The organism is Sphingopyxis sp. QXT-31 (genome assembly GCF_001984035.1).
Classification (GTDB): domain Bacteria; phylum Pseudomonadota; class Alphaproteobacteria; order Sphingomonadales; family Sphingomonadaceae; genus Sphingopyxis.
Window position 1 is genome coordinate 2,509,682 of the sequence record NZ_CP019449.1, and the last position, 22,382, is coordinate 2,532,063.

The following is a 22,382-nucleotide window of genomic DNA, read 5'->3' on the forward strand; positions in this document are numbered from 1 at the left end:
GGTCATCCGCAAATACAGCTGAAGTCAGGCCGCGGCCCCGCCGCGCGCCGAGCCCTGGACCAGCCGCACGACCAGCCCCGGCAGCCCATCGTAATTCGCGCCATGATATTGCGAATCGACCGGCAGCGCGTCCTTCAGGCGGCGGTGAGCCTCGGCGAGCGCATGATAGGGCACGCCCGGCAGCAGATGGTGCAGCGCGTGATAGCGCAGCCCGACCGGCGCCCAGATTTCGGGCAGCAGCCCCGGCGGCGGCACGTTGACGCTGTCGAGGAACTGCGCGGTGACGGTCAGCTCGCCGCCGTCATTTTCCCACAGATGCGCGACGAGCGTGCGGATCTGGTTGAACACGAGCGTCGTCGAGGCGATCGCGCCGAAGATCAGCAGCGCGCGCAGCGGCACCCAGCCGAACACGCCCGCGGCGATCAGCAACGTCGACCACGCCCAGGCGCCGCCCTCCTGCCACGCCCATATGCGGCGGAACTCGCCCTCGGGCGGGCGGCGGCGGAACAGCGGGTTGATGATCAGCCCCGAATAGCGCTCCATCACCAGCTTGCGCAGCGGCGGGATCAGGAAAGACAAAGGCGTCAACACCGCGAAACGGAACAGCAAGGCGACCGGCGCGATCGCCGCGACGACCACGAACAGCGGCACCGTCCACGGCTTCATCAGCGCGAGCGGCAGATATTCGGGGTCCTCGACCGTGCCATATTTGGTGCGGTTGTGGTGCAGGCTGTGGATGCCTTCGTAGAGAAAGGACGGGATCAGCATCGGCACGCCGATCAGCACGTTCCACGCGAGGCGGAAGCCCGGCAGCGCATTTTTGCGGATATGCGTGAGTTCGTGGATGAAGCTGCCCGCGCGGTAGAGCGCGAGTACCGCGACCAGCGCCGCAGCGAGCATCAATGGCAGCGTCGGCGCGAGGATCGCACCCGCGACGCCGGCATAGCCGAGGAAAGCCGACGCGAGGAAATCGGTCCAATAGATGCGCGCGCTGGGATTGACGAGGTCGCGCGTCAGCTCCGACGCCGCGCGCAACATCGCCTTGTCGTCCGCAATGGCCGATTTGGGCGCCTTGGCCGCGGCCGGTGCAAAGGGGGTCGCGAGCCGATCGGCGGGGGGATTGATCGTCGTCATATCCATGCCTTCACCATGATTTCATGGCAGCAAAATGGCTAAATGCGGGTCGCCAGCGCCACAGCTATGCCCTAATGCCTCGCCCAATATATAGGCATCATCAACCGGGAAACCAGCCATGGCCGCACATCAACAGGGCCCCGTCACCATTCATCCGGTCAAGACCAAGGCCGACAAGCGCGAATTCGTCGAGCTTTCCTATCGCCTCAACCGCGGCGATCCCGCGTGGGTGCCGCCGCTCCGGAACGAAGTCTATGCCCTGCTGACCCCGGGCAAGAATCCCTGGTACGAGCATGGCAAGGCGCAGTTGTTCACCGCGCGCCGTGACGGCCGGACGGTCGGGCGCATCTCCGCCCATATCGACACGCTCGCGCTCGAACAGCCCGCGCAGCAGGGCATGGGGCCAGGCACCGGCAATTGGGGAATGCTCGAGGCCGAGGATGGCGAAGTCGCGCGGGCTTTGCTCGTCACCGCCGAGGACTGGCTGCGCGGCCAGGGCATGACGCGCGCGCTCGGCCCGCTGTCGATTTCGGTCTGGGACGAACCCGGGCTGCTGATCGAGGGCTTCGACGATGTCCCGACGATCATGATGGGGCATAACAGCCCGCTCTATCGCGGCTGGATCGAGGATGCGGGTTACAACCCGGTCAAGAAATTGCTCAATTATGGCGTGCGCGTCGACGACGGCTTTCCGCCGCTGGTCAACCGCATCGTCGCGGCGGGCGAGAAGAACGAGCGCATCCGCATCCGCAAGGTGAACAAGAAGAGGTTCGACGCCGAAGCAAAGCTGATCATGGGCCTGCTCAACGACGCCTGGTCAGACAATTGGGGCTTCGTCCCGCTCAGCGACACCGAGATCGACTTCATCGGCAAGAAATTGAAGGACATCGTCTTCGAGGATCTGATCCGCGTCGCCGAGCTTGATGGCGAGCCCGTCGCCTTCATGATCGTGCTGCCCAATATCAACGAGTTGCTGATCGACATGGACGGCTCGCTCTGGCCCTTCAACTGGGCGCGGCTGCTCTGGTGGCTGCGCAAGCCCAAGAGCGTCACCCTGCGCGTACCCTTGATGGGCGTCGCCAAGAAGCTGCAGAACAGCCGCATGGCGAGCACCCTCGCCTTCATGATGATCGAGTTCATCCGCCGCGACGCGGTGCGCGATTATGGCACCGTTTACGGTGACATCGGCTGGGTGCTCGACGACAATCAGGGGATGAACGCGGTCGCCGCGGCGATCGAGGCCAAGGTCAACCGCGTCTACCAGATCTACGACCAGGTGCTCGGCTGAGGCGAAGCGTTCGGGCTGGGAAGGTTTTGCGACAAAAGGGGTCGATAATGCGTTTCCGTCAGGAAAGGCAAAATCATGGCGATCCAATATCTTGCCGCCAACCGCTTCGGGCTCGGGCGCCGCTGGGACGATCCCGCGATCGATGACCCCAAGGCATGGCTGCTGCGCCAGCTCGCCGAGTTCGATCCCGCGCCGCCGGCGATCGCGGCGCTCGAAGGGCGCGCGGCGATCGCAAGTGCCTATATCGATTATCGCCAGGACCGGCAGGCGATGCGGCGCGAGGCCGCCGATGCGGCAGAGATGAGCGAGGAGGAGAAGGGCATGGACCCTGAACTCCGCCGCCTGTCCCGCTCGGCGATCCGCCGCCATTATGTCGACGGCGCAGCGGCGCGGCTGACGACCGCGGTCGCCTCGCCCACCCCCTTTGCCGAGCGGCTCACCCATTTCTGGGCCAATCATTTTGCGGTGTCGGCCGACAAGATCGCGGTGATCGGCTTCACCGGCAATTACGAGTTCGAGGCGATCCGCCCCAATATCATGGGCAAGTTTTCGGACCTGCTGATCGCCGCGGTGCGCCACCCGGCGATGCTGCTCTACCTCGACCAGGCGCAGAGCTTCGGCCCCGACAGCCCCGTCGCGGCGCGGCGCCAGCGACGCGGCGCCCAAGGGCCCGGGCTCAACGAGAATCTGGCGCGCGAGATTTTGGAACTGCACACGCTCGGCGTACGCACCGGCTACACCCAGGCCGACGTCACCGACTTCGCCAAGGCGCTCACCGGCCTCACCGTCGCGGGGCTCGGGCGCGGCGCGGGGCAGCGGCTGATGCCCGCGGGCGCACAGCCCGGCGAGACGGTGTTCATCGCGCAGCTCCACCAACCCGGCGAGCAGACCATCCTCGGCAAGCGCTACGCCGACGGCGGCGCGAAACAGGCTGAGGCGGTGCTGCGCGACCTCGCGATCCATCCCGCGACCGCGAAACATGTCGCGACCAAGCTCGCGCGTCACTTCACCGCCGACGATCCCCCGCCCGCGCTGGTCGCGCGGCTGTCGGCCGATTTCCAGAAGACCGGCGGCGACCTCCCGTCGCTCTACCGCACGCTCATTACCTCGCCGGAGCCGTGGCAGGCGGGGCCGGCGATGTTCAAATCGCCGTGGGACTGGACGGTGTCGCTGATGCGCGGGCTCAAGCTCCCCGCGCTCGGCGAGCGGCAGAATATTCCGGCGCTCTTCACCCAATTAGGCCAGCCGGTTTGGCGCCCGGGATCGCCCGCGGGTTACGACGACAAGGTCGCGACCTGGGCAGGATCGGCGGCGCTGATGCAGCGCGTCGAGCTCGCGAGCCGCATCGCGGGGCGGATCGGCGACCGCACCGACGCGCGCCGCCTGGCTCCCCTGCTCCTATCCGACGCGCTCGACCCCGCCACCGGCGAAGCGATTGCGCGCGCCGACAGTCCGGGCCAGGGCCTGGCGATGCTCTTCGCCAGCCCGGCCTTCCTGCGGAGATAGACGATGACCCTCACCCGCCGCACCGCCCTCATCGCCGGACTCGGCACGCTGGCCGTGGGCGCGCTGCCAGGCATGGCCTTTGCCGCCGCACCGACGAACCGCCGCCTGCTCTTCGTGATCCAGCGCGGCGCCGCCGACGGGCTCGCGATCGCCGCGCCGATCGGCGATCCCGCCTTCGCCGCCGCCCGCCGCACGCTTGCTGACGAGGCGGCGACGGGCGCGAAGCTCGACGGCATGTTCACACTGCATCCGGCGCTGAGCGGCGCCGCGGGGCTGTTCGTGGCGCGTGAGGCGCATGTAGCGCATGCGGTCGCGACGGCGTATCGCGACCGCTCGCATTTCGACGGGCAGAATATGCTCGAGGCGGGCGGCACGCGCCCCTATGGCCGCGACGACGGCTGGCTCAACCGGCTGCTCGCCCTGCTTCCCGCGAGCGAGCGCGACGCGCTGGCGATCGCCCCCGCGGTGCCGCTCGCGCTGCGCGGCGCGCTTCCCGTCGGCACCTATGCGCCGAGCCGGCTGCCGCAGGCCGACGCCGACCTGATCGCGCGATTGTCGTCGCTCTATGCCAAGGACGAACTGCTCCATCCCTTGTGGGACAGCGCGATCAAGACGCAGGAACTGGCGGGCGACATCGGCGGCAACAACGGCCGCAACGGCGCCGAGCTCGGCGCGCTCGCCGCCTCGCTGATGGCACCCGCCGACGGCGCGCGCGTGATGATGGTCGAAACCGGCGGCTGGGACACGCACAGCGGCCAGCGCGGCCGCCTCGCGGCACAGCTGCGCGGGCTCGACCAGCTCGTCGGCGCGGTCAAGACGGGGCTGGGCGCAGAGTGGAGCAGCACCCTCGTCATCGTCGCGACCGAATTCGGGCGGACGGTCGCGGTCAACGGCACCGGCGGCACCGACCATGGCACCGGTTCGGCCGCGCTGCTGTTCGGTGGCGCGCTCGCGGCAGGCGGCAAGGTGTCGGCCGACTGGCCCGGGCTGAGCGCGGGTTCTTTGCTCGACGGCCGCGACCTCAAGCCCACGCGCAGCCTCGAGGGCGTAATCGCTGAGGCGGTCGCGCATCATTATGGACTCGACCCGGCGCGCGCGAAGAAGGCGCTCTACCCGGAGGTGCTGGCCTAAGCCCCGCCCCTCGTGTAGCCTCGCGGCGTGGGGCAAGACGGGGACAGCCTATGTGCCGGGCGATGATGTATCTGGGCGAGCGCGTGACGCTCGACGAACTGTTGTTCAAGCCCGATAGCAGCCTGGTCAACCAGGCCTATATGCCCAAGATGCTGCACATGCTGAACCTAGCGGGGTTCGGAATGATGGCGTGGGATTCGGCCTCGCACGAGGCGCACGAGCCGCACCGCTACCGCTCGCCCTCGCTTCCGATCTTCGACGGGAACCTCAAGTCGCTCGCGACCAAGACACGCGCCGAATGCGTGATCGCGCACGTCCGCGGGGTCGCCTATTCGACGACGGTCAAGGTCAGCGAGCAGAACACCCACCCCTTTCATTTCCCCGGCGCCGCGGTCGCGATGGCGCATAATGGCGACATTTATCGCATCGGCGAGATGAAGGGCACGCTGATGCCCGACATGACCCCCGAACTGCTCGCGCAGATATCGGGGTCGACCGATAGCGAATGGGTCTATGCGCTGCTGCTGTCGCAGCTTCCCGACTGGCGCGTCGAGCCCGAAGGTAGCGAACTGATCGCGGCGGTGCAGGCGACGGTCGATATCCTCGAGCGCGCGCGGCGCCACCACGGCATCGCCATCTCGTCGAGCTGCAACCTGTTCCTGACCACCGGCCGGCAGATATTGGGGCTGCGCCACTGCTTCGACTTCGGCCATTACCGCACCGGATCGCCTGACCAGGTGCATGAGGCGAACATGAATTTCCTGTCGATGTGGTTCACCACCGGCCGCGACTACGGCCTGCACGACGGCGAGTGGCAAATGGTCGGCGGCGAAGAGGAACCCCGCGCAATCATCGTGGCGTCCGAGCCGCTGTCGTCGAACAGCGCGACGTGGATGCCGGTCCCCGAATATGCGATGGTGCATGCCGAGATGACGGGCGACCGACCGAAGTTCCGCGTGGTGCCGCTGGCGCGGTAGGCCGCGGGTTGGCGTCGAATGTCCGCATTGGGGTGGAAACAAGACGATCCTCCCCACTTGTGGGGAGGTGGCAGCGCGAAGCGCTGACGGAGGGGGCTTTCGTCCTCAAGCGGCGCGTCAGGCCGGTAGCCCCCTCCCCCACGCCCTTCGGGCGCGGTCCCCCCCCCCACAGGGCGGGGAGGATTACGATGACCGCTACCGCCCAATACCGGACAACCCGCCCGCTCCGCGCCTAAAAATGAAAGTCCGGCAGTTCCGCCAGCGCGATGCCCAGCGCCTCGGCCCAGCCGTCGGCGACGCTCTGGAAATAGGGGTCGCCGCGCTCGAAGCGGCGTTCGCGGACCGTGCTGTAATCGTCGCGCTCGTGAATCTTGAGGTCGATCGGCAGGTCGACACCGGCGTTGGCGCGGATCGTCGAATCGAACGAGACGCAGAGCAATTTCACCGCATCCTCGAACGACATGGCGGGGTCGTAGGAGCGCACGATGATCGGACGGCCGTATTTGGTCTCGCCGATCTGGAAGAAGGGATTGTCCTCGCCTGCCTCGATGAAATTGCCCTCGGGATAGATCATGAACAGCCGGGGTTCGGAGCCCTTGATCTGCCCGCCGACGATCAGCGAGGCGCGAAAGGCCGAGGCCGCTGCGGGCCCCTCGGCATTGAAGCGCATGACGATCTGGCGCAGCGTCTCGCCCACCGTCGTTGCGACCTGGAACATCGACGGTGCGGCCAGGATCGACGGATGGCGGTCTTGCGGCGCCTTGGTGCGTTCGTCGAGCAGGCTGACCACTGCCTGTGTCGTCGCGAGATTGCCCGCCGACATCAGCGTGATCACGCGCTCGCCGGGGACGTGCCAGCTGCGCATCTTGCGCACCTGCGCGATGTCGTCGACCCCAGCATTGGTGCGGGTGTCCGACATGAACACCAGCCCCTTGTTCAAACGCATGCCGACGCAATAGGTCATTAGCTACTTTCGGCCCCCCAGCCGTGCCCCGATTATCTTCCGTCCCGCTTATAGCTTATTGCTGGACCTGCAACTCGACAATCAGATTTTCTTGCGCTGCACCATAGCGCATGCCGCGCACCGGCGCCGCGTCGTGATAGTCGAGCCCGGTCGCGACGCGGATATAGCGCTGGTCGGGCGAATAGCCGTTCGACACGTCGAAGCCGACCCAGCCGATCGCATCGAAATGCGCCTCGGCCCAGCCGTGCGTCGCATCCTGCTGCGTCCGGTCGTTCATCTTGAGATAGCCCGACACATAGCGCGCCGGATGCCCCAAGTGGCGCATCGCCGAGATGAAGATATGCGCATGGTCCTGGCACACCCCGCCGGCGCCGCCGAGCGCCTGTTCGGCGGTCGTCTCGGCGCCAGTGACCCCGATGCTGTACGGCAGCCTCCGGAGGATCAGCGCCGACAGCGCGTGCGCGCGCTCGATATCCGATCCGAAATCGCGGCCCAGTTCGCCGATCAGGGTGCGCACATGGCGCCCCGCGCGGGTCAGCGGGGTCGGACGCAGGAAAGTCCAGAGCGGCATCGCCCCGCGATGCACCCCGATCACCCCGTCCCAGCTGATCAGCTCCACCTCGCCGCTGCAATGGATGACCAGTTCCTGCGCGCCGGGATCGACCGCGATCAGATCGACGCCATTGCCATGATGGTCGGTGTAGTGGAGTTGGTTGGTGCCGCCCGTAATCTCGATGGTCCAGCCGTGAATCAGCTGTTGCCCCGGTCGCTCCTTGGGCGTCAGCTTCACCTGCTGCAGCGCATAGGCGACGGGGGCGTCGTACTGATAGCGGGTGGTATGGTCTACACGAAGGCGCATGGTCATTCCACGAATCGGTAATCGCGCTCGATCTGCCGCGCGAGCGCGGCGTTGGCGCGAAGGAAATCGGTGATATATTCGTGCAGCCCGCCGTCGAAGATCGACTGGATCGGGCGCGACAGCCGGTCGCGACAAATCGCCGCCGCCAACCGCCCCGCCTCGGTCTCCTGTCCGTAGGAGCGTTGGAGCCAGTCGAGATTTTCGAGCATCTTGTCGCAGCAAAAGGCCAGACTGCGCGGCATCTGTTTGTAGAGGATCAGGAATTCGGCAATCTTCAAGGCGCTGATCTCAGTCCCGTAGAGCCAGCGATAGGCGCGGTGCGCCGACACCGAGCGCAGGATCGTCTCCCACTGCACATTGTCGATCGACGTCCCGATATGCGCGACCGAGGGCAGCAGCAGGAAATATTTGACGTCGAGGATGCGCGCGGTGTTGTCGGCGCGTTCGAGGAAGGTGCCGAGCCGCGCGAAATTATAGCCGTCGTTGCGCAGCATCGTGCCCGTCCACGCGCCGCGCACCTGCGCGCTCTGTTGGCGGATCGCGGCGAGCACGTCGGGCAGGTCGTCCTCGCGCACCTGGCGCCGCAGCAGGCCGCCCAGGGTCATCCAGCTGGTGTTGACGGCCTCCCAGACCTCGCGGGTCAGGTAGGTGCGCGCGGTGCGCGCATTGTCGCGCGCCTGCTTGACCACCGAGATGATGCTCGACGGGTTGGCCGGATCGCGCAGCAGGAAATCGACGACGCGCGACGAGTTGTAATCGCCATGCGCTTCCTTGAAGCGCCGGTCGGACCCCGCGGTCACCAGCACCGATCGCCATTCGGCCTGCGCGGTGTTCGACCGCGTCAGCGCAATGCGAAACCCCGCCTCGATCAGCCGCGCATTATTCTCGCTGCGCTCGAGGTAGCGCGCCATCCAGTAAAGCGAGCCTGCGGTCTTGCCGAGCATCAATCCTCCAGCACCCAGGTATCCTTGGTGCCGCCTCCCTGGCTCGAATTGACCACCAGCGACCCCTTGGTCATCGCGACGCGCGTCAGCCCGCCCGGAGTGATCGTAATCCCCGCGGGCGACATCAGCACGAAGGGGCGGAGGTCGACGTGCCGCGGCGCGAGCCCGCTGCGCGTGAAGATCGGCACGGTCGAGAGCGACAGCGTCGGCTGCGCGATATAGCCGCGCGGGTTGGCCTCCAGCTTCTTGCGGAAAGCCGCGATCTCCTTCTTGGTCGCCGCGGGACCCACGAGCATACCGTAACCGCCCGACCCGTGGACCTCCTTGACCACCAGTTCGGGCAGGCGGTCGAGCACCTCCTTCAGATGCTCGGGCTCGCTGCAGCGCCACGTCGGCACATTGGGCAGCAGCGCCTTTTCGCCGGTGTAGAATTCGATGATGTCGGGCATGTACGAGTATAACGCCTTATCATCGGCGATCCCGGTCCCCGGCGCGTTGGCGATGGTGATGCCGCCGGCGCGATAGACGTCCCAGATGCCCGGCACGCCGAGCACCGAGTCGGGCCGGAAATTGAGCGGATCGAGAAAATCATCGTCGACGCGGCGATAGAGCACGTCGATCGGCTTGTAGCCCTGCGTCGTGCGCATCGCGACGCGGCCGTTCACGACGCGCAAATCATGCCCCTCGACCAGTTCGGCGCCCATCTGGTCGGCGAGGAAGCTGTGCTCGAAATAGGCGCTGTTGTGGATGCCGGGGGTCAGCACCGCGACCGTCGGCGTGCCGCCGCACATCGGCGGCGCGCAGGCGGCGAGCGAGCGCAGCAGGTTGATCGGATAGTCGCTGACCTCGCGCACCGGCACCTTCGCGAACAGCTCGGGGAACATCTGGAGCATCGTCTCGCGATTCTCGAGCATGTAGGACACGCCCGACGGCGTCCGCGCATTATCCTCGAGCACGTAGAATTCGTTGGCGCCGGTGCGCACGATGTCGATGCCGCTGATATGCGTATAGACCCCGCCCGGCGGGTCCATGCCCATCATCATCGGCAGGAACGCCTCGTTGCGCGAGATGAGCTCGGTCGGCACACGCCCGGCGCGCAATATTTCCTGGCGATGGTAGATGTCGTGAAGGAAGGCGTTGAGCGCCCGCACGCGCTGCTCGATGCCGCGCGACAGCCGCCGCCACTCGCTCGCCGAAATGATTCGCGGCACGACGTCGAAGGGGATCAACCGCTCGTCGGCCTCGTCCTGGCCATAGACGGCGAAGGTGATGCCGGTGGTGCGAAAGAAAGCCTCGGCCTGCTGCGCCTTGCGGTGGATGCGCGACGGCTCCTCGGCGTCGAACCACTCGCAAAATTCGCGATAGGGCGCCCGCGTTTCGCCCCCCTGGCCCTGCATCTCGTCGAAGAACTGAATAGAGTCGGCCCTTTCCACGCAACATGCCTTACACCGCCGCGGGGGTCGCGGCGTCCACTGGTTCCGGCTGCTGCGCGCCTGCCGGCTACGCGGCCGTCAGACTTGTGGGAGCGATGCTAGCACTCCGGCGCGGGAAGGCAAGATGCGTAAAAAGGCGTCAGAAACCAAAGAGCAGGCGCACCGCCACAAACCCCACCAGCAGCGCGGTCAGCCGCCGGATCAGCACCGCGGGCCCGGTCTTCACCGCGATCTGGGTGCCGATCGCACCGCCGATCAGCACCGCGACCAGCAAGGGCCAGTGATCGATCACGGCATGCGCCATCTCCAGCCCCTTGCCCTTGATCAGCTGGCCCGTGAGTCCGAACAGGCTGTTGACAAGGATGAACAGGCTGGCGGTCGCCGCGACCGCGCGCGCCTCGGCCCAGCGGATGAGGTGGAGGATCGGCGCGAGGAAGATGCCGCCGCCGACGCCGACGACGCCCGCGAGATAGCCGAGCCCCGCGGCGATTGGCAGCAACAGCTTCGGCGACAGCGCGACGGGTTTGGCGGTCTGCGGCTGGACCAGCAGCGCGATCGCCGAAGCGAGCAGCGAGACGCCGAGCAGCACGACGAGCACGCCCTGCTTGACCGGGGTCAGCCCGCCGAGGAAAGCGAGCGGCGCCGCCACGACTATTAGGGGAAGCGCCTTGGCCCAGGGCATCACCCCCGCGCGCGCGAAGCGGATCGTGCCGCCGGTGACGACGATGACATTGCACGCGAGGCTGATCGCCGGGACCAGCCCGACCGCGACCCCGCCGAGGATCAGCAGCGCGGTATAGGTCGACCCGCCGCCGAAGCCGACCGCGGCATAGAGCAAGGCGGTGAACCCGAACCCGATCGCGAGCCCGGCCATGCTTCCCATTTTTCGATCTCCCCTTGCTCCGCCCGCATGGCCATATACAGAAGGATATAGCTTTGCCAGTTCGAAGGACATGCCCGCCATGATCGCCCGCCTTGCCGCCGCTCTGATGCTGTCCATCGCGCTGCCCGCTTTGGCCGCCGAGCCGACAACCTGCGCCGCGCCCGCCGACCTTTCGGCGACGCCCTATGCGGCGTGGACCGCATCCGACGGCGACGCCGCGGCGCCGGGCGTGGGCACGCCCGCGACGCTGGTCATGACCGACGGTACCGCCTCGCTGAGCCTCCGCATCGCGCAGGCGGGGAAATATGGCGTCGCCGCGGACGGCAAGGTGTGGATCGACCTCGTTGCGGACGGCAAGCCGCTGACTTCGGTCGACCATGGTCATGGGCCCGACTGTTCGGGGATCCGCAAGGTGGTGTGGTTCGACCTCGCGGCGGGCGACTATGAGCTGGCGCTGACCAAGGCGGAGACGGTGCGGCTGCTGGTGGTGAAGGCGCCGTAGGGAGCGTCGGCTTTGGGGTGGTGAGCGGACGTTAAGCCTCTCCCCTTGAGGGGAGAGGCTAGCGCAGCTTGCTCCGTCAGGAGCTAGCGAAGCTTGGAGAGGGGTGCTTGGACGCCGGCGTGCGGAAACCCCTCTCAACTCCGGCTAGGCAGCAAGCTGCCGAGCCTGCGTATCTCTCCCCTCAAGGGGAGAGAGCATAACCCTGCCAACGGCAGCTAACGCCCGACCCCACGAGGCTTCAACCCCGCCACCACCGGGCCCAACACCCGCACCGCCGCTTCCTCCGCCGCAACTTCCGCCGCGCGATACGCCGCCAGCACCGTCCGCGCCGCATCGCTCAGCATCGCGCCCGCGCCCGGCCGCGTCTCGACGAGCGATGCAGCGAAGCAGCTATTCATCTCCTCGACCAGCAGCCACGCGCGGCGGTAGCTCATGCCGATCGACCGCGCCGCGGCCGAGATCGAGCCGTGCGCGTCGATCGCTTCGAGCAGCGCCGCCTTGCCCGGCCCCATTGCGATGGCGTCGCCGCGCCGGATTCGCAGCCTGAGCGCGATCCGGCCGGCGTCCGCCATCACAGCGCGCCGTGGCAGTGCTTGTACTTGCGCCCCGACCCGCACGGGCACGGCGCGTTGCGGCTGATCTCCAGCTCGGCATAGGGATTTTCGCCCTGCGGCAGGTCGGGCCGCGGGATCTGCATCGGCGGCAGCGTGTTGGCGATCACCCCCAGCGACCCGCCGTCGATGTCGGCGCTGTTGTCGTCGCCGGTGAACGGGTCGATGTGCGTCGTCAGAAAGTCGGGTAGGTCGGGGAGCGGCATCGGCTCGGGTTCTTCGAAGCGCAGGTCGAGCCGTGCTACGGTGCGCGTCACGTCCTCGCGGATGTTCGACAGCATGCGCTCGAACAGGCCGAACGCCTCCTGCTTATATTCGTTGATCGGCTGCTTTTGCGCATAGGCGCGCAGGAACACGACCTGGCGCAGCGCGTCGAGGGTCGAGAGATGCTCCTTCCAATGATGGTCGAGCGTCTGGAGCAGCACCGATTTCTCGATGCTCTTCCACGTGTCGCCGTCGACCTGCGCCGCCTTTTCGGCAGCGACCGCATCGGCGCGTTCCTGGATGCGCTCCTCGAACACTTCGGGGTCGACCGCGTCCTCCTGCATCCAGTCGTCGATCGGCAGGTCGAGGTCGAGAATGTTCGCGACGCGCGCCTTCATCCCCTCGACGTCCCACTGTTCGGGATAGCTGCCCGGCGGGCAGGCGTCGGCGACGATCGCGTTCACCGTCTCGGCGCGCATCGCATACATCACCTCGTCGACGGTCTCGCTGTCGATGATCTCGCCGCGCTGCTCGTAGATCACCTTGCGCTGGTCGTTCATGACGTTGTCATACTCGACGACCTGCTTGCGGATGTCGTAGTTGCGCGCCTCGACCTTTTTCTGCGCGGTCTCGATCGCCTTCGACAGCCATTTCGACCCGATCGCCTCGCCGTCCTCCAGATTCTTGTTCATCATCTTGGAGAAGAGCGTGTCGGGGCCGAAGATGCGCAGCAGGTCGTCGTCGAGGCAAAGGTAGAATTTCGACAGGCCGGGGTCGCCCTGGCGCCCCGAGCGGCCGCGCAGCTGATTGTCGATGCGGCGGCTTTCGTGGCGCTCGGTCGCGAGAACGAACAGCCCGCCCGCGGCCTTGACCGCCTCGCGCTCGGCGGCGACTTCGGCCTTGATCCGTTCGACCGCGGCTTCGCGCTCGGGCCCTTCGGGAAGATCCTTGAGCTCGTCCTCGATGCGAAACTCCTCGTTGCCGCCGAGTTTGATGTCGGTGCCGCGGCCCGCCATATTGGTTGCGATGGTGACCGCGCCGGTGCGCCCCGCCTGCGCGACGATATGCGCCTCGCTCTCGTGGAAGCGCGCGTTCAGGACGCTGTGCGGCACGCCTTCCTTTTCGAGGAAGGACGACAGCAATTCCGACTTTTCGATCGACACGGTGCCGACCAGCACCGGCTGGCCGCGCTCATTGGCTTCGCGGATCGTCTTGGCGATCGCGCCGAACTTGTCGGTGATATTCTTGTAGAATTCGTCCTCCTCGTCCAGCCTCGCGATCGGGCGGTTGGTCGGGATGGTGACGCAGTTCATCTTGTAGATGTCGAAGAATTCGGCCGCCTCGGTCGACGCGGTGCCGGTCATGCCCGAAAGCTTCGGGTACATGCGGAAATAATTCTGGAAGGTGATCGACGCCAGCGTCTGGTTCTCGGGCTCGATCTGCACGCCTTCCTTGGCCTCGACCGCCTGGTGCAGGCCGTCGGACCAGCGGCGCCCGTCCATCATGCGGCCGGTGAACTCGTCGATGATCACGACCTTGCCGTCCTTGACGATATAGTCGGTGTCGAGCTTGAACATGATGATGGCTTTGAGCGCCTGATTGACGTGATGCACGACCTGCGTGTTCTCGATGTCGTAGAGGTTGCTGCCCTGGAGCAGGCCCGCGGCCTCGAGCAGCCGCTCGACATGCTCGGTGCCGTCCTCGGTCAGGCTGATCGACTTTGACTTCTCGTCCTTCTCATAATCGTCCTCGACCAGCTGGTGCACGACCTCGTTGACGCGGATATACATGTCCGACTTGTCGTCGGTCGGGCCCGAGATGATCAGCGGGGTGCGCGCTTCGTCGATCAGGATCGAATCGACCTCGTCGACGATGCCGAAGTTGAACGCCCGGTGGACCATCTGCTGGCGGTCGAACTTCATATTGTCGCGGAGGTAATCGAAGCCGAGCTCGTTGTTCGTCGCATAGGTGATGTCGGCGTTATAGGCGTCGCGGCGCTGCATCTCGTTGAGGTTCGGGACGATCACCCCGGTGGTCAAACCGAGGTAGTTATAGATGGTGCCCATCCACTCGGCGTCACGCTTGGCGAGATAGTCGTTGACCGTCACGACGTGCACGCCCTTGCCCTCGAGCGCGTTGAGGTAGCAGGGCAGCGTCGCCATCAGCGTCTTGCCCTCGCCCGTCGCCATTTCGGCGATCTCGCCGCGGTGGAGCACGACGCCGCCGATCAGCTGGACGTCGAAATGGCGCATGCCGAGCGTGCGGACCGCCGCCTCGCGCACCGTCGCAAACGCCTCGGGCAGGATATCGTCGAGCGTCTCGCCGGCTTCTAGGCGGGCGCGCAGCTTGGGCGTCTGCGCCTGCAACCCCGCTTTGTCGAGCGCCTGCATCGTGGGTTCGAAGGCGTTGATCTTGTCGACGATCTTGCGGATCGACTGGACGTAACGGTCGTTGGACGAGCCGAACAGGCTCTTGGCAATGCTGCCGAACATAGAGATTTCCTTGGGATATGAAGCGGGAGAGACCCATTTGGGCCAAACGGCGGCGCACGAAGCGTCGCCGCGAATTCAGGGATTCAGGCGCGGGGCGCCCGGAAATCCGGCGCTATTCGAGCGCGCGGTCGCTGCCGATGAGCAGACCGGGCAGGTGCGGCGGCGCGGTCTTGCGCGGCTTGCGGCCCGTCGTGGCCGTGCGGCGCGTCGGCGCGGTGGCGACGGGGCGGCGTTCGGCGTCGGTCGTCTCGGCCTGCCCGCTCGTCTCGGCGAGCAGCATCAGCGACCCCATGGCGGCCGGCGTCGCGGGCGCCGCCATCGCGCGATCCGCGCTGGCGAGTCCGGTGAGCAAAGCCAACAGGGTCAGCAACAAACGCAAAGAAAAAGGCCCCTTTTTCGTTCAACATGCGATCTATAGCACGTTGGATGCTGAACATAGGGTGAAAGCGGCGCCACGTCCAGAGCCGAGGTGCGCGTATTGGCGGGAAGGCAAGAGCGGGCACGGGCGGTTCCGTTCGTTCCTAATCCTCCCTGCGGCGAAGCCGTGGGGAGGGGGACCGCCCGCAGGGTGGTGGAGGGGCGGATGCCTGAAACGTCGGCCTAATTCGCCGCCCCTCCACCATGCTTCGCATGGTCCCACTCCCCATCGCTTCGCGACAGGGAGGATCATTATGGTGCCCCCCAAACCGCCATCGCCGCCTTTCGGCTTGACCTCTCCACCCGCTTCGCATCATCTGTCACTGACACAAATGTAAGGAGAGGGCCGGATGAGCAGGAAGGCGATTTTCATCACCGGCGGCGGATCGGGCATCGGCCGCGCGACCGCGCGCCATTTCGCAGGCCAGGGCTGGTTCGTCGGTATCGCCGACGTCAACGCGCAGGGGATCGACGAAACCTCGGCGCTGCTGCCCGAGGGCGCCTCGTCGCGCCATGTCATGGACGTCCGCGACCGCGACCAATGGCAGGCCGCGCTCGCGGACTTTGCCAAAGCCAGCGGCGGGCGACTCGACGTGCTGTTCAACAACGCCGGCATCGGGTCTGGCGGACAATATATGGACATGGCCCCGGAGGAGGCCGACCGGCTGATCGCGATCAACTTCGGCGGCGTCGTCAACGGCATCTATATGGCGCTGCCCCTGCTCAAGGCCACGCCGGGAGCGACGATACTCAACACCGGATCGGCGTCGGGCTTCTACGGCGTCGCCGGGCTCGCGGTCTATTCGGCGACGAAGTTCGCGGTGCGCGGGCTGACCGAGGCGCTCGAGATCGAATTCGCCAAACATGGCATCAAAGTGCGCTCGCTGATGCCCGGCTTCATCGACACCCCCCTGCTCGACCAAGTCAGCGCCGACAGCAACGAACCCGCGCGCAACCGCCTGTCGGCGAGCGGGTTCGAGATCGTGCCGGTCGAGCGCGTCGGCGAAGCGGCGTGGGACGCGGTGCACGGCGCGAGCGTCCATGTCACCGTCGGCAAAATGGCCAAGCGCCTGTCGCGCCTCGCGCGCTGGTTCCCGGGGCTGATCGTGCGGCAGTCGAAAAAGATCGATGCGCTGGGGGCCGCCGGGGGAATTGATCGGGCTGGCGACGGCGGCGTTGGGGTGGGGGCGGACGTTTAGCCCTCTCCCCTCGATGGGAGAGGATAGCGCAGCTTGCTCCGTCAGGAGCTAGCGAAGCTTGGAGAGGGGTGCTTGGACGCCTCTGGCGGTCGGAAACTCCTCTCAACTCTGGCTAGGCAGCAGGCTGCCAAGCCTGCGTATCTCTCCCCTCAAGGGGAGAGAGCATAACCCTGCAAACGCCAGCTCCCGCCCGAAACCCGTCGCCTGCTACTTCCCCGGCCCGCACTGTACCGAACCGCTGCCGCCATTGCGCACGGTGCACACCGGCTTGCCCAGCACCACCACCTTGCCCAGCCCGCGCGTCGTCACCGCGGCGCTCCTCACCGCGCGGAAGAGATGGTCGCCCGCGCCTTCGCTGTCGCTGACCAGCGCATCGACCGCCAGCGCGCCCGCGTCGACCGCGCCCGCGCCTGACAGCGTCATCTGCGCGTCCTTGGCGGTGCCGCCGAGCGTCATCGTGCCGTTGCCGATCATCACGACCCCCAGCCGGTCGGTCGTCACCGCGCCGACCACCAGTCGGCCCGGCCCACGCAGCCCGATCGACACGCGCGTGCCCTTGAGCTGGTCGATCTGCAGCGACCCGGCCCCGACCAGCGTCGCCGACCGCAAATTCGCGGCGTTGATCCGCACGGTCACGCTGCCCAGCGGGGTGCGGCGCTTGTCGTCGCCCGCGAACTGGCGCTGGCCGATCACCAGTCTGCCGTTCTGCGCCTCGACGGTCAGCCGGTCGAGCGCGTCGGCGGGGCCGGTCGCGACCGCGCTGACCGGGCTTTTGGCGACGATTTCGACGATCACGTCGGCGGTCACCTCGACCGCCTCGAAGCTGGTCAGGCCATAGCGTTTCTCGGCCGCCGCAGCGGGTGCGGCGGCGGCGAGCATCGCGGCGCCCAGCACCGCGCATCGGATAATCGACGTCATGGCGCCACCCTAGCCCGCGCGGTCGGGCGGCGCCAGCGCCGCGTCATTTGCAGGTCGCGGTGCCCGATCCCATCGTCTTGGTCGAGCAGGTACCGCCGCCGCCGATGTCGACGTCGCCCGATCCCAAAATGCCGATATCGGCCTTGCCCGTCGCCTGCGCCGCGACATTGCCCGAGCCGGTCACAGACACGTCGAGCGTCGTCGCGACCAGCCCGCCGGCGTCGATATCGCCCGATCCGGTGACGTTGAGGTCGCCCGAGCCGATCGTGCCGCCGACGACTTCGATATCGCCCGAGCCCGAGACGGTGAGCTTGGCGCTCCTGCCCGTCATCTTCGCGACCTTGAGGTCGCCCGAGCCGGTCAGCACCGCCTCGACCGCGTCGCCGTCGACGGTGTCGGCGTCGACCGAGCCCGATCCGGTCAGGCGCACGCCGGTGAGTTTGGGCATGGTGATCGCGATCTCGACCCCATCATGGTCGCGGCTCGAGAAGCTGAAACCCTCGCGCTTGCGCCCGATCGACAGCGTCGTGCCGTCGAGCTTGATCTCGAGGTCGTCGATCTCGGCCTTCGGGCCCTTGGCGGTGATCGAGAATTTTTCGCCCTGGCGGATGGTGACGTCGTCGGGGCCCGCGACCTCGACCGCGGAGAAGCCGGTGAGCGCGAAATCCTGCGTCGTCGGCGGACCCGCGTCGGCGCGCGTCTCGCCCTTGGCGTCCTTGTCGCCGACGGTGACCTTGCCGTCGCACGCCGTCACCGTCATCGCGAGAGCCAGCGGCAGCGCCGCGATCGTCCATTTCCGCATAATCCATCTCCTTCGTGTATTGCTTGCATAACACACGGCGAGCGCGTCTGTCCACCCCGGCCTGCCATCTTGTCGCCACCTTCGCGCGCCACAGACGCCCTTCCCCCTCACCGAAAGCAGAGACGATGAGCGTAGCCTTTCGCCGCGAAAGCGACGACGAGCATATGGAACCCGCGTTCGAATGGCCGATCCCGATCGGCCCGAACCTGGTCACCCCGCGCGGGCTGCGGCTGCTCGGTGAAGAGGGTGCGCGGATGGCCGAGGCGATCGCGAACGCGACCGACGAGGAGGCGCGCAAGAAGCTCCAACGCCGCCAGCGCTATATCCACACGCGCCAGTCGACCGCCGAGGTGCAGGCCGCGCCCGGCGCCGATACTGTCGGCATCGGCAGCCGCGTGACCTTCACGTTGAACGGCGCCGAACGCGCGCTGACGATCGTCGGCCACGACGAGGCCGACCCGGCGCAGGGGACGATCGCCTTCTCCGCGCCGCTCGCCCGCGCGCTGATGGGCGCCGAGGTGGGCGAAGCAGTGGAATATCAGGGCCGCGAGGATGCGATTACCATCCTCGCCGCCGCGACCGACCCGGAGACGCAGGCATGAAGGACAAGTTCGAGCGCCACAAACAGCCGTGGACCGCGGCAGAGATCGACAAGCTGCACACGCTGGCCAAGAAGGGCATAGCGCTGAAAGCCATCGCCAAGGCGCTGACGCGCAGCGAAGAATCGGTGAAGACCCGCGCCAAGGCCGATGGCCTCTCGATCGCCAAGCTGCACTGACGAAAAGTGCGTTCTCCTCGTTCCCTCATTTCCTCCCCCCTCGATGGGGGAGGCAGCGAGACTTGGCGACATAGTCGTCCAGTCGCAGCGGTGGGGGTGCGCTCGCGGCCTGCTGACATGGCAGCGCAAGGGCGCGCCATCACCCCCATCCAACTTCGCCTAGCCGCTCCGCGGCAAGGCTTCGTATCCTTCCCCCATCAAGGGGGAAGGGGTTCATGAATTACGATGCCATCGTGCTGGGCGCGGGCGCGGCCGGGCTGATGTGCGCCGCGGTCGCGGGGCAGCGCGGCCGGCGCGTGCTGCTGCTCGACCATGCCGATCAGGTGGGCAAGAAGATCCTCATCTCGGGCGGCGGCCGGTGCAATTTCACCAACATCCACACACGCCCCGACGCCTATATCTCTGCGAACCCGCATTTCGCGAAGTCGGCGCTCGCGCGCTATACGCCCGCCGATTTCATCGCGCTCGTCGCCGCTTATGGCATCGCCTATCATGAAAAGACGCTGGGCCAGCTGTTCTGCGACGGTTCGGCAAAGCAGATCGTCGCGCTGCTGCTCGAAGAATGCGCCAAGGGCCAGGTCGATGTCCGCGTCGGCCAGCCGGTCGGCGCGGTGTCGCACGCCGACGGGCGCTTCACCGTCCGCTTCGGCGATCAGGATTTTACCGCTCCCGCCCTTGTCATCGCGACCGGCGGTCCCTCGATCCCCAAGATGGGCGCCACCGGCTTCGCCTACGACCTCGCGCGCCAGTTCGGGCTGAAGGTCGTCGAGCCGCGCCCCGCGCTCGTCCCGCTGACGCTTGGCGGCGACGATGTGCTGTTCCGCGACCTCTCCGGCATCGCTGCCCCGGTCGAGGCGCGCGCGGGCAAGGCCGCTTTCCGCGAGGCCGCGCTTTTCACGCACAAGGGGCTTTCGGGTCCCGCGATCCTGCAGGTCAGCAGTTACTGGCGCCATGGCGAGCCGGTGACGATCGACTTCCTGCCAGATGCCGCGCCAGGCTGGCTGACCGAGGCCAAGCGCAGCCGTCCGCGCGCAACACTCGCCTCGGTGCTGGCCCTCCCCGACCGCCTCGCCCAGACCCTCGCCGATCGGCTCGCGCTGCCGGGCGAACTGGCGGCGCAGACCGACCGCAAACTCGCCGACGCCGAAGCGCGCCTCAAGCGCTGGACCTTCCGCCCCAACGGCACCGAAGGCTTTGCCAAGGCCGAGGTCACCATCGGCGGAATCGCGACCGCAGGACTGTCCTCGCAAACAATGATGGCCAAAAGCGTCGCAAACCTCTATGCGGTCGGCGAGGCCGTAGATGTCACAGGGTGGTTAGGCGGCTATAATTTTCAATGGGCCTGGGCGAGCGGGAACGCTGCCGGACAGGTGATTTAAGCCCATTGAGCCCCTTTCTGTCGGCCCGCCACCGCACCGGTGGCCGCCTATATTATTGAGATCATAATGACTTTCGAAAATCTGTCCCCCGTCCTTTCGGACGCCCTTACCGCGCGCGGCTATGAAGCGTTCACCCCCGTCCAGACGCATGTGACCGAAGATGAGGCCAAGGGCCGCGACCTGCTCGTCTCTGCCCAGACCGGCTCGGGCAAGACCGTCGCCTTCGGCCTCGCCATGGCCGACCAACTGATCGAGGGCGATCGCCTGCCCTTCGCCACCTCACCGCTCGCGCTCATCATCGCGCCGACGCGCGAGCTAGCGCTGCAGGTCAGCCGCGAACTGAGCTGGCTCTATGCCAAGGCCGGCGCACGCATCGCGACCTGCGTCGGCGGCATGGACGCCAGCAAGGAACGCCGCGCGCTGAGCCAAGGCGTGCAGATCGTCGTCGGCACCCCCGGCCGCCTGCGCGATCACCTCGAACGCGGCGCGCTCGACCTTGCCGCTTTGCGCGTCGCGGTGCTGGACGAGGCCGACGAAATGCTCGACATGGGCTTTCGCGAAGACCTCGAGGAAATCCTCGACGCGACCCCCGAGACGCGCCGCACTTTGATGTTTTCGGCGACGATCCCCAAGCCGATCGCCCAGCTCGCCAAGCGTTACCAGCGCGATGCGCTGCGCATCTCGACCGTCGGCGAGGATCGCGGCCATGGCGATATCAGCTATCAGGCGGTGACCGTCGCCCCCGCCGACATCGAGGGCGCGGTGATCAACCTGCTGCGCCTCCACGACGCCGAGACCGCGATGCTATTCTGCGCGACACGCGACAATGTCCGCCGCCTGCACGCCAGCCTGACCGACCGCGGTTTCGCCGCCGTCGCTTTGTCGGGCGAGCATAGCCAGAACGAACGCAATTCGGCGCTGCAGGCGCTGCGCGATCGCCGCGCCAAGGTTTGCGTCGCGACCGACGTCGCCGCGCGCGGCATCGACCTGCCCAGCCTCAGCCTGGTGATCCATGTCGAAATCCCGCGCGACGCCGAAACGCTCCAGCACCGCTCGGGGCGCACCGGCCGCGCGGGCAAGAAGGGCACCGCGGTCCTCATCGTCCCCTATCCGCGCCACCGCCGCGTCGACGGCATGCTGCGCGGCGCGCGGATCAACGCCGAATGGATGGACGCGCCGACCGCCGCCGACGTCCGCCTGAAGGATCAGGAACGGCTGATCGAGAAACTGCTTGCGCCCGTCGAGCATGAGCCCGAGGATATCGAACTCGCGCAGCGGCTGATGGCCGAACGCACGCCCGAAGATATCGCCGCTTCGCTCGTCCGCGCGCACCGCGCATCGATGCCCGTGCCCGAGGATCTGATCGACAACAGCGCGCGCGGCCGCGACAGCGCCGGTCGTCCCGAGCGCGGCGAACGGTTCGAGCGCCCCGAACGCAGCGGCGAACGCCGCGAAGGCTTCGACGACAGCGTCTGGTTCAAGCTCAATATCGGCCGCCGCCAGAACGCCGACCCGCGCTGGATCCTGCCGCTGCTCTGCCGCCGCGGCCATGTGACCAAACAGGAAATCGGCGCGATCCGCATCGGACCGAGCGAGACGATGTTCAACATCCCGCGCGCAATCGCAGACCGCTTCGCCGAAGCCGTGGTGCGCAGCGCCAACGAGGATGGCGAGGACGACGCCGGCGTCGCGATCACGCCGGCGCCCGACGGTCCGACCTATCCGCCGCGCCGCGAAAAGGGATCGGGCGACCGCCCGCCGCGTGCGACGCTGGGCCGCGGTCCGGGCGGCGACCGCGACCGCGCCCCTGGCCCGCGCGGACCGCGGGGCCCGAGCACGCCGGGCGGCCCCACCGAACGCTACAAGCCCAAGCCCTTTGGCCAGCGCGGGCCGCGCAAGACCGGGAAATATTGACGCCATTCCGCCTCTCCCCTGACGGGGAGGGGCTTTTGCCGCATCGA

The 22,382-nt window shown here is 67.1% G+C and carries 21 protein-coding genes; 10 read left to right on the forward strand and 11 right to left on the reverse strand.

Going from position 1 to position 22,382, the window contains the following annotated elements:
- Positions 1 to 24 precede the first annotated feature (24 nt).
- Positions 25 to 1,134, reverse strand: a complete 1,110-nt coding sequence (locus BWQ93_RS12030; RefSeq protein ID WP_077032365.1) for a fatty acid desaturase family protein — start codon at positions 1,132 to 1,134, stop codon at positions 25 to 27.
- Positions 1,135 to 1,252: 118 nt separating this feature from the next.
- On the opposite strand from BWQ93_RS12030, the gene BWQ93_RS12035 reads away from it, so the two are divergent.
- The 4 genes from BWQ93_RS12035 to BWQ93_RS12050 all read left to right on the forward strand — a co-directional run bounded on the left by BWQ93_RS12035 (position 1,253) and on the right by BWQ93_RS12050 (position 6,036).
- Positions 1,253 to 2,422, forward strand: a complete 1,170-nt coding sequence (locus BWQ93_RS12035; protein ID WP_077030759.1) for an N-acetyltransferase — start codon at positions 1,253 to 1,255, stop codon at positions 2,420 to 2,422.
- A 75-nt stretch (positions 2,423 to 2,497) separates the two neighbouring features.
- Complete coding sequence (locus BWQ93_RS12040) at positions 2,498 to 3,928, forward strand: DUF1800 domain-containing protein (RefSeq protein ID WP_077030760.1); 1,431 nt, start codon at positions 2,498 to 2,500, stop codon at positions 3,926 to 3,928.
- Between the two features lie 3 nt (positions 3,929 to 3,931).
- Entirely contained in the window at positions 3,932 to 5,059 is a 1,128-nt protein-coding gene (locus BWQ93_RS12045) for a DUF1501 domain-containing protein (RefSeq protein ID WP_077030761.1), read from the forward strand.
- A gap of 62 nt (positions 5,060 to 5,121) precedes the next feature.
- Entirely contained in the window at positions 5,122 to 6,036 is a 915-nt protein-coding gene (locus tag BWQ93_RS12050) for a class II glutamine amidotransferase (protein WP_198040372.1), read from the forward strand.
- A 232-nt stretch (positions 6,037 to 6,268) separates the two neighbouring features.
- On the opposite strand, the gene BWQ93_RS12055 is transcribed toward BWQ93_RS12050, so the two are convergent.
- From BWQ93_RS12055 to BWQ93_RS12075, 5 genes are all read right to left on the reverse strand, one after another.
- Positions 6,269 to 7,000, reverse strand: a complete 732-nt coding sequence (locus tag BWQ93_RS12055; protein WP_077030763.1) for a peptidase — start codon at positions 6,998 to 7,000, stop codon at positions 6,269 to 6,271.
- A 55-nt stretch (positions 7,001 to 7,055) separates the two neighbouring features.
- Complete coding sequence (locus tag BWQ93_RS12060) at positions 7,056 to 7,859, reverse strand: transglutaminase family protein (protein WP_077030764.1); 804 nt, start codon at positions 7,857 to 7,859, stop codon at positions 7,056 to 7,058.
- 2 nt (positions 7,860 to 7,861) lie between these two features.
- On the reverse strand, positions 7,862 to 8,803 hold the full coding sequence (locus BWQ93_RS12065) for an alpha-E domain-containing protein (protein WP_077030765.1): 942 nt from the start codon (positions 8,801 to 8,803) through the stop codon (positions 7,862 to 7,864).
- Positions 8,803 to 10,200 (reverse strand): circularly permuted type 2 ATP-grasp protein, encoded by a 1,398-nt coding sequence (locus BWQ93_RS12070; protein ID WP_077030766.1) that lies wholly within the window; start codon positions 10,198 to 10,200, stop codon positions 8,803 to 8,805. The genes BWQ93_RS12065 and BWQ93_RS12070 overlap by 1 nt, the downstream gene beginning before the upstream one ends.
- A gap of 175 nt (positions 10,201 to 10,375) precedes the next feature.
- Complete coding sequence (locus tag BWQ93_RS12075) at positions 10,376 to 11,110, reverse strand: sulfite exporter TauE/SafE family protein (protein ID WP_077030767.1); 735 nt, start codon at positions 11,108 to 11,110, stop codon at positions 10,376 to 10,378.
- Positions 11,111 to 11,198: 88 nt separating this feature from the next.
- Between BWQ93_RS12075 and BWQ93_RS12080 the strand changes: the two genes are divergently transcribed.
- Complete coding sequence (locus tag BWQ93_RS12080) at positions 11,199 to 11,621, forward strand: hypothetical protein (RefSeq protein WP_156878217.1); 423 nt, start codon at positions 11,199 to 11,201, stop codon at positions 11,619 to 11,621.
- 215 nt (positions 11,622 to 11,836) lie between these two features.
- On the opposite strand, the gene BWQ93_RS12085 is transcribed toward BWQ93_RS12080, so the two are convergent.
- The 3 genes from BWQ93_RS12085 to BWQ93_RS12095 all read right to left on the reverse strand — a co-directional run bounded on the left by BWQ93_RS12085 (position 11,837) and on the right by BWQ93_RS12095 (position 15,307).
- Positions 11,837 to 12,193 carry a winged helix-turn-helix domain-containing protein gene (locus tag BWQ93_RS12085; protein WP_077030769.1) on the reverse strand — a complete coding sequence of 119 codons (357 nt, stop codon included), beginning with the start codon at positions 12,191 to 12,193 and terminating at the stop codon, positions 11,837 to 11,839.
- A complete protein-coding gene (gene secA, locus BWQ93_RS12090; protein WP_077030770.1) occupies positions 12,193 to 14,928 on the reverse strand; it encodes a preprotein translocase subunit SecA in 2,736 nt (911 codons plus the stop codon). Before secA ends, BWQ93_RS12085 begins: the two co-directional genes overlap by 1 nt.
- A gap of 112 nt (positions 14,929 to 15,040) precedes the next feature.
- Positions 15,041 to 15,307, reverse strand: coding sequence for a hypothetical protein (locus BWQ93_RS12095; RefSeq protein ID WP_077030771.1), 267 nt, complete (start codon positions 15,305 to 15,307; stop codon positions 15,041 to 15,043).
- 388 nt (positions 15,308 to 15,695) lie between these two features.
- Here BWQ93_RS12095 and BWQ93_RS12100 point away from each other — a divergent pair, with 388 nt between their 5' ends.
- The gene (locus tag BWQ93_RS12100; protein WP_077030772.1) at positions 15,696 to 16,544 is read left to right on the forward strand and encodes an SDR family oxidoreductase; all 849 of its coding nucleotides are present in this window, start codon (positions 15,696 to 15,698) and stop codon (positions 16,542 to 16,544) included.
- Between the two features lie 207 nt (positions 16,545 to 16,751).
- Here the strand turns inward: BWQ93_RS12100 and BWQ93_RS12105 are convergent, their stop codons facing one another.
- Both BWQ93_RS12105 and BWQ93_RS12110 read right to left on the reverse strand, forming a co-directional pair.
- Entirely contained in the window at positions 16,752 to 17,462 is a 711-nt protein-coding gene (locus BWQ93_RS12105; RefSeq protein WP_077030773.1) for a head GIN domain-containing protein, read from the reverse strand.
- Between the two features lie 43 nt (positions 17,463 to 17,505).
- Positions 17,506 to 18,264 carry a head GIN domain-containing protein gene (locus BWQ93_RS12110; RefSeq protein ID WP_077030774.1) on the reverse strand — a complete coding sequence of 253 codons (759 nt, stop codon included), beginning with the start codon at positions 18,262 to 18,264 and terminating at the stop codon, positions 17,506 to 17,508.
- A 125-nt stretch (positions 18,265 to 18,389) separates the two neighbouring features.
- Between BWQ93_RS12110 and BWQ93_RS12115 the strand changes: the two genes are divergently transcribed.
- From BWQ93_RS12115 to BWQ93_RS12130, 4 genes are all read left to right on the forward strand, one after another.
- The gene (locus tag BWQ93_RS12115) at positions 18,390 to 18,866 is read left to right on the forward strand and encodes a GreA/GreB family elongation factor (protein ID WP_077030775.1); all 477 of its coding nucleotides are present in this window, start codon (positions 18,390 to 18,392) and stop codon (positions 18,864 to 18,866) included.
- Positions 18,863 to 19,042, forward strand: a complete 180-nt coding sequence (locus BWQ93_RS12120) for a hypothetical protein (protein ID WP_077030776.1) — start codon at positions 18,863 to 18,865, stop codon at positions 19,040 to 19,042. The genes BWQ93_RS12115 and BWQ93_RS12120 overlap by 4 nt, the downstream gene beginning before the upstream one ends.
- 215 nt (positions 19,043 to 19,257) lie before the next feature.
- A complete protein-coding gene (locus BWQ93_RS12125; protein ID WP_077030777.1) occupies positions 19,258 to 20,421 on the forward strand; it encodes an NAD(P)/FAD-dependent oxidoreductase in 1,164 nt (387 codons plus the stop codon).
- A 66-nt stretch (positions 20,422 to 20,487) separates the two neighbouring features.
- Complete coding sequence (locus BWQ93_RS12130) at positions 20,488 to 22,335, forward strand: DEAD/DEAH box helicase (protein ID WP_077032366.1); 1,848 nt, start codon at positions 20,488 to 20,490, stop codon at positions 22,333 to 22,335.
- Positions 22,336 to 22,382 lie beyond the last annotated feature (47 nt).